The sequence below is a fragment of the Chitinophaga sp. 10T418 genome (assembly GCF_056394125.1).
On sequence record NZ_JBFTHG010000002.1, the window covers coordinates 521,859 to 534,369 of the forward strand.

Below are 12,511 nucleotides of genomic sequence, written 5' to 3' on the forward strand. Positions count from 1 at the left end.
GCTACCCTTCCCTTGTAGAAGGGTAGCTTTCCTGGAACACTCAATCAAAATCTTCTCCGGAAATCTCCTCGATCCAATCCGGATGCCCCACTACCCAACCAATTTTATCCCCGCTTTTCACCTGGTACCATATCCACCTCTTTCCTCTGAAACTAATCCGATCCCTTGAGGATGCTAAATATCCTATCCTTGTACCTACCTTCAGTGTGCCCATGATCCTTGAACTAGTATCTGCTTTTTCAAATAAGCCAACAGGCGCCGCCACCCTTAAAGCAAAATCACCTTTCAGTTTTACTACAGGAATATCAAACTTAAAACCGGGGTATAACTGTATTAAGTCATTAATGTATTTTAAGAATCCACCCAGGTTGTAGTCAACCGCTGCTTCCGGAGTCTCATCCAGTTTCAGGCTGTTATCTTTATCAGCTTTACTAAAGCTAAAGTAATATCCATCGCGGGTTACCACAGCGTATACTACCTCATCACGGAATCTACGTTCATGGATAAACGAAAAGAAATCATTAAAATAAAAATAAGCGATGCCGGAAGCTTTACCACTCTCATCGAAGGTTGTATAGCTTAATTTAACAGGTACGTTCTCTTTAAAATAGAGATGGGTGAACAGGGTATCATTCGGCGGAATAGGTGCCAAATAAGCGGCCTGCTGTTCAAGCTGTTTCATCTTAATACTGTTGACCACACTATCTGCCCGGTGAATGAGTTGGGTGATATTGTCTGTTGCGGGCGTGGGAGCAACTTCCGCAGCTTTCGCTATTATCATCGCTGAATCACTGCTGTTGGGTGCTTTGTTGCTATTGCAGGCTGTCTGCAGCAGGCAGATAGTTGCTATGTAAGGAAGGCTCTTTTTTATAAACATCTGTCAAACTAATAAAAATGAGTCGAATGCTAATTACAGGTGCCTATTTTATGATCAGATAATCACCATCAAGATTATCAAAGAACAAAAGTGGTTTCAATACCAGGCTGGCAGCTACCAACTTATTATCGTCTACAAATATCCTTGCATAAAAATCATACTCCAAGCACTGACTACATTGATTTTCGGGAACGCCTTCCACCAATACAATTGATGCATCCTTATCGCCAACATCATTTCCGCCCCAACCTAATGTATCGTACATCTTGTAAGAAAACTGCCAGCAATCGCCGTACTTAAATTGCAGCTTCCAATCCTGCACGTGATGGCAATTCGGGCAGGAAAGCGCTTTTACATCCAGTGTATTAAAGGCACCCATATGATTGATTATTCAGTTTGGTCATTTGAAATTACCTCAACCAGAAAACAACTTACTACAAAAAAAATCACTGAGCAAAAATACCATTCCGTACCTCCACTCAGTGATATTAATTCGTCAACTCCTAGAAGTTAAACAACGTACCGGCGCTGAATATATTTGGCTTATCATCATTCAAACCTTTCATGTAAGCCAGTTTCACTTCAATATTGTGATGACCACGACCTACGCCAAAACGCACACCCGCATTACCCGTAGGTCCGGTGCTACTGGATTGTCTTTTTGATTTATAATCATCATAAAAAACGATGCCTTCACTTCTGGAACCATAATGATAAGCAAAACCTCCACCTGCAAAAAATCCGAATCTGCGGTGTGAGCGTTTGGTAGCTCCGCAACCCAGGTTCAGATTCACGATCAATGGCGCATTAAACATAAAGTTCAGGGTATTGGATTCTCTTTCGTAATCACCGTAGTGAGCGGAGTAGCTACCGGAAAGACCTACACTCAAAGGAATACCTACAGACACCGACATTTCATCTCTCTCTACAAAATTAAAACGGGGAGAATAAGTCAGACCGCCAATCACGCCGGCATCTGAACCATCTGCTTTGTCAACAAATACAACAACACCTGCTCCGTGCATAAAACTCTGGGCATAACAACTGAAACCCGCTATACATGCGATAGCCAGCAACATTACTTTTTTCATTTGATATATTTAGGAATATTTAAAAAACATGACGTGTACAAAATATAAGTTGGCATTGGGTGTAATACAAAACAGTTGGCAAATTTAAAGTCTTTTTTTACAATTCATAAAAACATTTATTTTAAAATAGCATGAATATGTGATGTACCTCCAAACGTATATCCATTACGCTCATGATAACTTAATCATCTCTTATATGCAGACGAACTTTGACAACTACCGTCCAACATTAACAGATTTCCTGCGGCCTGCTTTTTTTGGTGTGGATGTTGTCTTCTTTTCATGATAGTAGTAGTCATTGGCCCGGAAGAAACGTTACTACCAGAAATGACCATAATGCCTGAACCATTCATGCTCCTAAAGGTTATATAAGAATGATCGGCTAAACTAATCCAGTCATGAGTTTAGAAAAGTATAAACAGAAAAGAACCTTTACCCAAACACCGGAACCTGCCGGCGGTAAAGCTGCGGACAAGGTGCTACATTTTGTTGTGCAGCAGCACCATGCTTCTCACCTTCATTATGATTTCCGCCTTGAAATGAAGGGCGTCCTGAAAAGCTGGGCAGTACCCAAAGGCCCCTCCATGGATCCGGACATCAAACGCCTGGCCATGATGGTAGAGGATCATCCCTACGACTACAAAGATTTTGAAGGCAGCATTCCCGCAGGCAACTACGGGGCAGGAACCGTCATTGTATGGGATGCAGGTCCCTATACCCCGGAAGAGGCAACCAAAGGAAGTAAGCAGCAACAAACCAATGACCTCCTCCATCAGCTGCACGGCGGCAAACTGAAGTTTACCCTGCAGGGCAAAAAACTGAAGGGCAGCTTCGCCCTCGTTAAAGCCCCCGGCAGAGGCGACAATGCCTGGCTGCTCATGAAACTGAAAGACCGCTACGCCACTACAAATGATATCACCCTTAAAAACAAATCGGTACTCTCTGGCAAAACGCTGGAACAGGTAGCGAAAAATCCACATAAAGAATGGAAAAGCAATAAGGAACAACCCATTACAAAAGCCACCACAAAAAAAAGAGCGACCGCTAAAACGACTACGGAAAAGGCCAGCCCCATAGCGGATGATATCTCCCAAATCATAAAAAAAGGGAAAAAAGCCCCTATGCCGGCAGGCGTTAAACCCATGCTGGCCGCGGTTACTTCAGCCCCCTTCGACAAAGAGGACTGGCTATACGAAATTAAATGGGACGGCTACCGCGCTATTGCCTACCTCCGGAACGGGAAAGTGGAACTACATTCCAGGAACCAGCTCTCCTTCAATGAAAAGTTTGCCGTTATCACAAACGCACTGAAAGACTGGAACATTAAAGCAGTAACAGATGGCGAAATTGTAGCGATAGATGAAAAAGGCAATCCCGACTTCCAGGCCCTGCAAAATTATTTCAAACATGGCAAAAGTGCCCACCTCGTTTATTATATGTTTGATCTGCTCTGGTATAATGGCAAAGACTACAGACACCTGCCATTGCTGGAACGTAAACAACTATTGCAACAACTGATCCCACAGGATAACGACCTGCTACGCTATAGCCGGCATATTACCGGAGATGGTATCCGTTTCTACCAGGCAGCCGTTAACAAAGGACTGGAGGGTATTATGGCCAAAGCCGCCGAAAGCAGTTATGTAATGAGCCGCCGGTCGGAAAGCTGGTTGAAAATCAAAAACAATCAGCACATGGAAGCCATCATTTGTGGCTATACCGCCGGCAGAAACAACCGTAAACATTTTGGCGCCGTCATCCTGGGAAAATATGAAAATGGTGTACTGAAATACATTGGCCATACTGGTGGCGGATTCAGTGAACAGCAACTCAAATCACTCTTTATAAAATTTCAACCGCTGATTACAAGCGTTTGTCCGTTTAAACCAAAGCCGGATACAAATATGCCCGCTACCTGGCTGAAACCAGAGCTGGTATGTGAAGTAAAATTCACGGAAAGCACACAGGATGGCATCTTACGACAACCCATATTTATAGGGCTGCGGGAAGATAAAAAGGCTGCCGATGAAAAACAGGTAAAGATAACATCATCACCCACCCAAAAAGTAGCCAAGCGAACTACTTTTTTACCGGAAAATGAAAACCAGGCCGAGATAAAATCAGATGGGAAACTATTGAAATTTACGAACCTTGACAAACTGTACTGGCCGAAAGAAGGGATCACCAAACGGGATATGATTAACTATTACGCAGACATCGCGGATTATATACTCCCCTATCTGAAAGACAGACCTCAGTCGCTCAACCGCTTCCCTGAAGGGATTACAGGATTTAGCTTCTACCAGAAAAATGTAGAGGACAAAGTAGCCAGTTGGATAAAACGATTCCCGTATACCAGCGACTCAGATGGGGAGACGAAAGAATTTATGGTTTGCACGGATAAGGCCAGCCTGTTGTACATGGCCAACTTAGGCTGCATAGAACTGAATCCCTGGCACAGCAGAATCAGTAAACCCGATTACCCGGACTACTGCCTCATAGACCTGGACCCGGATACCAACACCTTTGACCAGGTGATTGAAACGGCACTGGAAATAAAAAGTATCCTGGACGATATCGGCGCCAACGCTTACGTAAAAACATCCGGGGCTACGGGCATGCATATACTTATTCCGTTGGGTGCAAAATATACCTTCGAACAATCCCGTATGCTGGCCGAATTAATTGTAGGAATTGCCAACCGGCGTTTGCCCAACACCACCAGTATCCTGAGAACACCTGCAAAAAGAAAAGGAAAAATCTACCTGGACTTCCTCCAAAACCGGCAGATACAAACGATGGCCTCCGCTTATTCCCTGCGGCCCAGACCCGGCGCCACCGCCTCCGCTCCATTACGCTGGGAAGAAGTAAAAAAAGGATTGAAAGTAGCTGATTTCAATATTTACAACCTGCCGCAGCGGCTGGCCCGGGAAGGTGATCTCCTGAAAGGATTGCTGGGTAAAGGAATTAATATGAAAACGGTGCTCAGCAAACTGAAAAATCTGCTGTAAAACAAGCGTTGAGACTGAGCAGGACCATAGCGAATATATAATCCGTGTCTTCATTACGCTTTTTTTGCCTTTTTCCGGGTCAGCAGGTCTTCCTCATGTTTGCTTCGTGCATCACCAATCGCTTCTTCCACCGAATGCGACTCCGTCATACTCACTCTCTTCCTTGTTTCCTCTACCATCACACAATAGTATTTGTGTAAGATGTCCAGTTCTTCTTCCGACAAATTCTCTACGTCAATCAACCGGTTGCTGGCCGATTTATTGGCGGCAATCAGTTCATTCAGTTTCAGCTGCACCGATTTGGAATCTTTGTTCTGTGATTTCTGGATAATAAATACCATCAGGAAAGTAATAATGGTAGTACTTGTATTAATGACCAGCTGCCAGGTATCTGAGTAGTGAAACAGCGGCCCACTAACCGCCCAAACCACAATCACGGTGAGGGCTACAAAAAAGGCCCAGGGGCTGCCGGTAGCAGCAATTACCTTAGTAGACATTTTTTCAAACAAGTTCTTTTTTGAGGGGTTGTTGGTCAGCTCTTTCATAGCTACTGAGTTTTTATGTAGCAGTACAACTTTTGCACCAGTGTAAAAACAGGGGGTTAAAGGGTTATGAGAGCTACGATTTGGCTCCTGCTTTCCACAAAACGGTTATAAAACGGTGGGCAGTGGTTGCCACATATAGCGCGCAACTCATCAAAACTGATCGGGAAATTCCTCAAACGCCATTGTTTCCAATTGTACGATACGCCCCTGACTTAACTGTACCCTGGTGGCTATATAACTGGCACCATCTGATACAGACGATCCTATACGGTGTTTTAGTTGATTTATACAGGCGGTATCCCATGATCTTACCTTGTCGATAACACCGGACCTGATCCCTGATTTTTTGCTCATGATGCTGTTATCTGTATGAACGACCGCTACCTCCCATTTCCCATCTCCACTCATACGATACGCAAAACTCTTCTCAGGGCCGATAAATAAGCACTCATACGTGCCCCAACCCGGTGCATATCCGTCTAATATAATAAAGTCAGCAAGTGCCGAAATACGGATCCCATTCTTCTCATACAGTTGCCCTCTGTAGGAACGCGCCAGGTTAATGATGCTCACATAGTTAGGGTCGTCATGAAGAGATACATGGAACCAGGATCGCTGGTGCCGGTATATTTCTTTCATTAAAAGGCTATCTGAAACCACTGTGGACATTTTATGATGATGCAACTGGCAGCCGGCCGATAAAAACAGTAATACAAGGCATAAATAAGTGGTGCATTTCATAGCGGACAAATTTTGKGGCCGCAGCTAAAGGGCTCTCGCCGGATTTTTAGATGGCCGATGTAATTAACTGGTAAAACCGCTTTTTATAAGTATCAGAAACAGGAATCACCTAGTCCTGTATTTTGATGCCATCTTTTTCAATGGCATCTATTTTATCAATCGCCACCATGAAAGACTTATGTACCCTGCAAATAATAGCTGGCGGAAGCTCTGCTTCAAACTCACGGAAAGTCTTCAGCGTCATCATCTTTTTGTGCAGGGTATGTATTTTCCGGTAGTCGCGCATCCCTTCAATATACAATACCTCACTTAGCAGCACCTTTTCCAGGCGGTATTCTGTTTTTACAAAAATGAATTTCTTTTCTGTCGCCACTTCCCGCCGGAACAGGTTATTTTTCACTTTCTCTACCGCCTGCAAAAAACGATCAAAAGTAAAAGGTTTCAACAGGTAATCGGTGACATTCAATTCATATCCTTTGAGTGCGTATTCATGATACGCTGTAATAATAATTACCTCCGTGCTGGTATGCATAGCCTGCAGCAACTGTATACCGGATATCTCCCCTATATTAATATCCAGGAAAATAAGATCCACCGCGTTCGACTGCAGGTATAACAGCGCATCTATACCATTATCAAAAGTAGCCATCAGCTCCAGGAAAGGCAGCTTCTGCAGGTACCCTTTGATACGCTCCTGCGCCAGCGGTTCATCTTCTATAATGATGCAGCTAATTTTCATGGGTACGCAAAGTTAAATTCGCTTTATAATTTCCTTCCTGATCTGAAATATCCAGCGTATGCTTACCGGGATATAACAATGCAAGCCGGCGTTGCAACAACTCATTGCCCAAACCGTTATGGATCCCGTTCACTTCAGATGTACGCTGGTATTTATTCTCACAGCCAAAGTTAATAGTGCCCTGATCAATAGACAACGTAATGCTTACCGCATGTCCTTCCTTCCTGGGCGCCGCATGTTTAAACGCGTTCTCTATGTAAGCAATAAACAACATAGGCGCAATCATCATATTACCAGGATCGCCCTGCAATGTATATTGTACGTAACTACTGTTGGCGGTTCTGATCCGCTGCAAAGCAATATACTCTTCAATATAATCCAGCTCCTTCTGTAAGGGAATCCGGTCTGCTTTGGTTTCATACAGCATAAAGCGCATAATGCCCGACAACTTATTCAGATACAGCGATGCTTTGGTGGCATCTTTTTCTATCAGTACATCAATATTGTTGATGGTATTAAACAGGAAATGCGGATTGATCTGGGACTTTACCAGTGCCAGTTCTGTTTCATAATTTCTTTTATTTAATTCTTCCTTCAACTTAATATCACCATACCAACTGATAAACCCTTTTAATACCAAACCTATAATGCCATGAATAGTGGCCAGCAAGGCGAGGAAAACGGCCATGAATAGTTGCTCCCTCAGCGTGGGATGTCCCATCCAATGCGTCAGTGGCAATGCCAATAACAATGTGGTAATCAGACCGGCTGCCAGCGCAAAAACAATACACATTCCTACCAGGGCCAGGTGCTTCTTTTTAACTAAAAAGTAATTGAATAAAATAGTATAGAAAGAATAGAAACCTAATATACCGGGTAAAAAACAAAACAATGCCAGCGGCGAAAAAAACAACGTAGTCCATAACTCATGCCATGACAGATGGCCTTTACCAATAAATGATATAAAGGTAGACATCAGCAGCCCATAGAGCAGCCAATATCCCATATGCAACAGATAAATGACAGGCTTTTTCATGTTAACCCCGTTCTCTTTTATAAATAAATAACAAATATCCTGCAAGCCCTATGAGAAGAAAATATGCCACTGAAAATATATAAATGCGATCCGTGTATTGCCCATTAAAGCTGTAGATGCTATAAATGTACGGAATTGTAAAGCCATATTCCCAATTCACTGCCATCACGGAAAATATATACATGCCCATCCCCACGCCCACCGGCACCAGGAAATTGCGGTACTGCAAACTCAATAAATACTGCAGCGCAATTACCGGTAAACAGGTTATAAAGAACTTTCCATTTCCCGCCAGGTAGGCCACAAAAGGAAAAGGCGCCGCCGGAAAGGGTACCTTTTTAACCAGGAGTGCCGGAATTACACCTTCCAGGTATATCCCGATATTGAACAGGATAAAAAACTGTAAGAGCATCACTAATATCAATGCGAACTTCGCAAAAAAGATAGTGGTCAGTGACTGCGGCGTAGTGTGTAATTGTTTCCAGGTGTTGTTCCGGTATTCCAGTTGCCCAATCATACTGGTCACCAATATGACGCCCATGGTCAGTAGAAAGATCGCCATAAACTGCCAGCTGTTGTGATACAACAGCTCCCATATATTCGCCGCACTGTTACTGGAAGCCAGTTCATCAAAATAATAAAAGCGCCGCATTAAAATAACGACCGGCATAAAGGCGCCACCGGCTACGGTAAGCCATACGGCGGCAGAGTGCTTGTGCTTCATCCACTCACTCTGGAAGCTGTGCAAAAAAGTCAGGGGCATATGATTAGTTATTGGTAAGGTTCATAAAAATATCTTCGAGGTCATTCCGGCGGGTATTCATTTCGTATACCAGCACCCCCTCCGTGACGAGGCGCTGATTAATCACAGCCAGTTGCTCCCGGCTTACTCCCTCCAGCAATATTCTATCCTGTTCTACACTGGCATGTAGCCCACATGCGGCTATCAGCGTGAGTGAGCGGGCCATGTCACTGCAGTCGATCCGCACCCGGCTATGCAGGGCCCTTTCTGCTGTCAGATCCGATAGGGCTCCCTGGTAAAGCAATTTTCCTTTATTGATAATCCCCACATGTGTAACCAGCTTTTCTATTTCCGACAGCATATGACTGGAGATGAGAATCGTCATATTGCTTTCCTGGTTCAGTTGACGGAGCAATGCCCGCATTTCAATAATGCCTCCGGGATCCAGTCCATTAGTGGGTTCATCCAGGATCAGCAGGGAGGGGTTATGCAACATGGCAATGGCAATACTCAGGCGTTGTTTCATGCCCAGTGAAAAGCGGCCGGCCTTCTTGCCGCCCGTGCCGGCAAGCGCTGTCAACTCCAGCACTTCTTTCACCCTGCGGGCAGGGCATTGATAAATTTTCTGCAGTAGCCATAAATTCTCTGCCGCTGTCAGATGACCATAAATAGAAGGGCTTTCAATCAGAGAGCCCACCTGTTTCAAAATAGCCATGCGGTGCTGGTCAAAACTTTCTCCTAATATGCGGATAGTACCCTGCTGTTTTTTCAGTAATCCCAGTAGCAGTTTCAGGGTGGTGGTTTTGCCGGCGCCATTAGGCCCGAGGAAACCGTAAATGGCGCCTGTAGGTACCTGCAGACAAATATTATCCAGGGCTCTTTCGTTACCGGGGAAATAATGGGTAAGTTGTGTAGTTTCAAGACAATAGGCTTGCATACTTTGATGTTTACAGCAAAAGTAGCAGCCTGCATGCCGCGTGGGGATTATATTTGGCAAGACAAGCGGGTTTATCTGCAACCGGGTTGTTTTGTCCTGCAAGTGGTAGAGGCGGTAGTTTAAAGGCGGTACAAATGGAAACGGGAACTCATGCCGTCACTTAAAACGATAGCCACCAGGCACACCATTTTTAGAGAGCACAATCTGCCACAACTGGCTTTTCCTGGCACGGAAAGAGCCGGCACAGGATAAGAGATAGTATTTCCACATGCGGAAAAAGGTGGGATCGTATTTTGTTTTCAGCTTATCCCAGTTCTGTAAAATATTTTCATACCAGGCCATCAGCGTATGGTCGTAGTCTACGCTGAAATTCTGCCAGTGTTCCATTACAAACAAGCCCTCTATAAACTGTCCGATGAGGCGGATAGTAGGGATCATGGCGTTTGGGAAAATGTATTTGTTCAGCCACTGATCGGTGAAGGTATTAGGGGTGTTACCTCCGATGGTATGTAGTAAAAACAGCCCGTCATCTTTCAGGCAACGATGCACCATTTTCATATAGGCATCATAGTTCTTATATCCGACGTGTTCAAACATGCCCAAGGAAACAATGGCATCAAACGGTTCATGCAACGTGCGGTAATCTGTTAAACGGATGTCTATGGGCAAGTCTTTACAGCGCTCTTTTGCCAGTTCCACCTGTTCTTTTGAAATGGTGATACCGGTTACGCGTACGCCATATTTTTCGGCCGCAAACTTTGCCAGGCTTCCCCAGCCACAGCCGATGTCCAGGATGTGCATGCCTGGCTGCAGCTTTAGTTTACGGCAGGTCAGGTCCAGCTTTTGTTCCTGTGCCTCATCCAGGGTACGGGCATTTCCCCAGAAAGCACAGGTGTAGGTCATCCGTTTATCCAGCATACTTTCAAAGAGGTCGTTGCCGGTGTCATAGTGTGCGCTTCCATTACGGTAAGCTTTGGCGGGGGTTTGAAAATTCAATAGCCTGGCGAGTAAAATATCTGCCTTAAACCGGAAACTCTTTTTAACACGGGCATCCAGGTTGGCCAGCAATACTTTTGTAAAGAAGTCGTCCAGCCGCTCACAGTCCCAGTAATTGTTCATGTAAGATTCTCCTAGCCCCAGGGAGCCGCGGTACAGTACTTCTCCGTAAAAAGCAGTATTGTTTACCTGTATATCCCATGGTTGGTGGCCGTTGACCGTAATTCCGGCGGCGGACAAAAGACGGGTCACTATGTTTTGGGGACGACGATCCATAACTATAGTTTTGACAAGCTCCTACGCGTTCTTCCAGGTATTAGCAACAATGCAACTTACTCCTTTGTTCATAGTTGCCGGGCAAAAAAAAGCCGCTCTACAAAGGAACGGCTTTTCGCAATCATAAATACATTTTGCTGCCAAAGATTAGCAGCAGGCATAAAATATTTACCTGAGTTTATATAACTTATATCCAAAGAGAAAAATAACGGCATAGCAAACGACTGGCAGGTAGTAGGCGGTAGCGATATTGGTATCTGCCAGGCGTCCCATGATGAAAGGGAAAATGGCCCCACCAAACATGCCCATTACAATAAAGGAAGAAGCCTGTTGTGTTTGCGGGCCCAGGTCTTTTAAACCGAGACTGAAAATAGTAGGATACATGATGCTGAAGAAGAAGTTAATCATCAGCAGCGCGATGTAGGAAGTCCAGCCCCACCCCTGTGCCGCGAGGACACACATCAGGATATTTCCCAGTGCAAAGGCGGCCAGGAGTTTATTAGGCGCAATAAACCGCATTAACGCCGTACCTACAAATCTGCCGGCCAGCATCATACCCATAAACAGCGTCATAAAATAACCGGCTTTTCCATCGGAGAAATGCATCACTTCATGACCGTAGTTGATAAAGAAAGCCCAGGTGCCGGCCTGTGCTGCCACGTTAAAGAACTGCGCCACTACTGCCCATACAAAATGCTTTTGCTGGAATAATTTTTTACGGATGCTGACCGTACCTGTTGCAGTGATGTCAGCAGTACCATCATGCGGATCTGTTACCGGTGGCACTTTCACCAGCGCAAAAGCAACAGCGATGATTGCAATCACCGCACCTATACAGATGTATAATGTTTTTACAGACGATAATTCATTGCCTGCTTCCTGTTTTTCACTGAGCAGAAAATAGCTGCCCATGGTAGGTCCTACGATAGCGCCCACCGCATTGAATGATTGCGCAAAGTTGATACGCTGATCACTGGTGCGCTGGTCGCCCAGGGCGGCCATAAACGGATGCGCTACTGTTTCCAGCGTAGCCATGCCACAGGCTAATACGAATAAGGCTATACGAAAAATTGCAAATGAACCTGCATTGGCCGCAGGAACAAACAGAAATGCACCCAGGGCATATAAAGTGAGCCCCAGTAACACCCCGTTTTTGTATCCCATCTTTTTAATGAACAACCCCGCAGGAACAGACATAAGCGCGTAAGCACCAAAAATGGAAAACTGTACCAGCCCCGACTGTGATTTGGATAAGCCTAATACGTTTTGAAAATGTTTATTCAACACATCTCCCATCGTCAGCGCAATACCCCAGCACATAAAGAGGGAGGTGACGAATACCAGTGTAATGACGTATTTCTTTTCTGTAAATTTTGCCGGTAAAGACGTGGATAGTTTAGCAGAATTTTTAGCTGTCTGAAATGCTTCCTGTTCCAAAGAGTCAGGTGATATCATGTTCTTGAGTTTTTAAATTATTTGCATAACGTGGTCAGATAGCCGGCTTCATAGGAAAAGCGTTC

At 44.7% G+C, this 12,511-nt stretch carries 12 protein-coding genes; 1 reads left to right on the top strand and 11 read right to left on the bottom strand.

The window, feature by feature from the left end; translation table 11 throughout:
* Nucleotides 1–40: 40 nt before the first annotated feature.
* The 3 genes from AC1DCV_RS06505 to AC1DCV_RS06515 form a co-directional block, all read right to left on the bottom strand.
* A complete protein-coding gene (locus AC1DCV_RS06505; RefSeq protein ID WP_477022423.1) occupies nucleotides 41–877 on the bottom strand; it encodes an SH3 domain-containing protein in 837 nt (278 codons plus the stop codon).
* Nucleotides 878–920: 43 nt separating this feature from the next.
* A complete protein-coding gene (locus tag AC1DCV_RS06510; RefSeq protein ID WP_477022424.1) occupies nucleotides 921–1,256 on the bottom strand; it encodes a hypothetical protein in 336 nt (111 codons plus the stop codon).
* Between the two features lie 124 nt (nucleotides 1,257–1,380).
* Entirely contained in the window at nucleotides 1,381–1,968 is a 588-nt protein-coding gene (locus AC1DCV_RS06515; RefSeq protein WP_477022425.1) for a hypothetical protein, read from the bottom strand.
* A gap of 398 nt (nucleotides 1,969–2,366) precedes the next feature.
* On the opposite strand from AC1DCV_RS06515, the gene ligD reads away from it, so the two are divergent.
* Nucleotides 2,367–4,979 (top strand): DNA ligase D, encoded by a 2,613-nt coding sequence (gene ligD / locus AC1DCV_RS06520; RefSeq protein WP_477022426.1) that lies wholly within the window; start codon nucleotides 2,367–2,369, stop codon nucleotides 4,977–4,979.
* A gap of 53 nt (nucleotides 4,980–5,032) precedes the next feature.
* Here ligD and AC1DCV_RS06525 read toward each other — a convergent pair whose 3' ends face one another.
* The 8 genes from AC1DCV_RS06525 to fucP all read right to left on the bottom strand — a co-directional run bounded on the left by AC1DCV_RS06525 (nucleotide 5,033) and on the right by fucP (nucleotide 12,446).
* Nucleotides 5,033–5,524 (bottom strand): low affinity iron permease family protein, encoded by a 492-nt coding sequence (locus tag AC1DCV_RS06525; RefSeq protein ID WP_477022427.1) that lies wholly within the window; start codon nucleotides 5,522–5,524, stop codon nucleotides 5,033–5,035.
* A gap of 150 nt (nucleotides 5,525–5,674) precedes the next feature.
* The gene (locus tag AC1DCV_RS06530; RefSeq protein WP_477022428.1) at nucleotides 5,675–6,265 is read right to left on the bottom strand and encodes a hypothetical protein; all 591 of its coding nucleotides are present in this window, start codon (nucleotides 6,263–6,265) and stop codon (nucleotides 5,675–5,677) included.
* 109 nt (nucleotides 6,266–6,374) lie between these two features.
* A complete protein-coding gene (locus AC1DCV_RS06535; protein ID WP_477022429.1) occupies nucleotides 6,375–7,004 on the bottom strand; it encodes a LytR/AlgR family response regulator transcription factor in 630 nt (209 codons plus the stop codon).
* Entirely contained in the window at nucleotides 6,994–8,040 is a 1,047-nt protein-coding gene (locus AC1DCV_RS06540; protein WP_477022430.1) for a sensor histidine kinase, read from the bottom strand. The genes AC1DCV_RS06535 and AC1DCV_RS06540 overlap by 11 nt, the downstream gene beginning before the upstream one ends.
* Nucleotide 8,041: 1 nt before the next feature.
* Nucleotides 8,042–8,803 carry an ABC transporter permease gene (locus AC1DCV_RS06545; RefSeq protein ID WP_477022431.1) on the bottom strand — a complete coding sequence of 254 codons (762 nt, stop codon included), beginning with the start codon at nucleotides 8,801–8,803 and terminating at the stop codon, nucleotides 8,042–8,044.
* 4 nt (nucleotides 8,804–8,807) lie between these two features.
* Entirely contained in the window at nucleotides 8,808–9,719 is a 912-nt protein-coding gene (locus tag AC1DCV_RS06550; RefSeq protein ID WP_477022432.1) for an ATP-binding cassette domain-containing protein, read from the bottom strand.
* Nucleotides 9,720–9,875: 156 nt separating this feature from the next.
* Nucleotides 9,876–10,991, bottom strand: coding sequence for a cyclopropane fatty acyl phospholipid synthase (cfa, locus tag AC1DCV_RS06555; RefSeq protein WP_477022433.1), 1,116 nt, complete (start codon nucleotides 10,989–10,991; stop codon nucleotides 9,876–9,878).
* 168 nt (nucleotides 10,992–11,159) lie between these two features.
* The gene (fucP, locus tag AC1DCV_RS06560; protein WP_477022434.1) at nucleotides 11,160–12,446 is read right to left on the bottom strand and encodes an L-fucose:H+ symporter permease; all 1,287 of its coding nucleotides are present in this window, start codon (nucleotides 12,444–12,446) and stop codon (nucleotides 11,160–11,162) included.
* Nucleotides 12,447–12,511: the final 65 nt, after the last annotated feature.

Bases quoted from the DNA above. Each gene is read 5' to 3' on its own strand.
- AC1DCV_RS06510 (WP_477022424.1), bottom strand. From the start codon at position 1,256: ATGGGTGCCTTTAATACACTGGATGTAAAAGCGCTTTCCTGCCCGAAT.
- cfa (WP_477022433.1), bottom strand. From the start codon at position 10,991: ATGGATCGTCGTCCCCAAAACATAGTGACCCGTCTTTTGTCCGCCGCC.
- fucP (WP_477022434.1), bottom strand. From the start codon at position 12,446: ATGATATCACCTGACTCTTTGGAACAGGAAGCATTTCAGACAGCTAAA.
- AC1DCV_RS06525 (WP_477022427.1), bottom strand. From the start codon at position 5,524: ATGAAAGAGCTGACCAACAACCCCTCAAAAAAGAACTTGTTTGAAAAA.
- AC1DCV_RS06545 (WP_477022431.1), bottom strand. From the start codon at position 8,803: ATGCCCCTGACTTTTTTGCACAGCTTCCAGAGTGAGTGGATGAAGCAC.
- ligD (WP_477022426.1), top strand. From the start codon at position 2,367: ATGAGTTTAGAAAAGTATAAACAGAAAAGAACCTTTACCCAAACACCG.
- AC1DCV_RS06550 (WP_477022432.1), bottom strand. From the start codon at position 9,719: ATGCAAGCCTATTGTCTTGAAACTACACAACTTACCCATTATTTCCCC.
- AC1DCV_RS06505 (WP_477022423.1), bottom strand. From the start codon at position 877: ATGTTTATAAAAAAGAGCCTTCCTTACATAGCAACTATCTGCCTGCTG.
- AC1DCV_RS06530 (WP_477022428.1), bottom strand. From the start codon at position 6,265: ATGAAATGCACCACTTATTTATGCCTTGTATTACTGTTTTTATCGGCC.
- AC1DCV_RS06535 (WP_477022429.1), bottom strand. From the start codon at position 7,004: ATGAAAATTAGCTGCATCATTATAGAAGATGAACCGCTGGCGCAGGAG.
- AC1DCV_RS06515 (WP_477022425.1), bottom strand. From the start codon at position 1,968: ATGAAAAAAGTAATGTTGCTGGCTATCGCATGTATAGCGGGTTTCAGT.
- AC1DCV_RS06540 (WP_477022430.1), bottom strand. From the start codon at position 8,040: ATGAAAAAGCCTGTCATTTATCTGTTGCATATGGGATATTGGCTGCTC.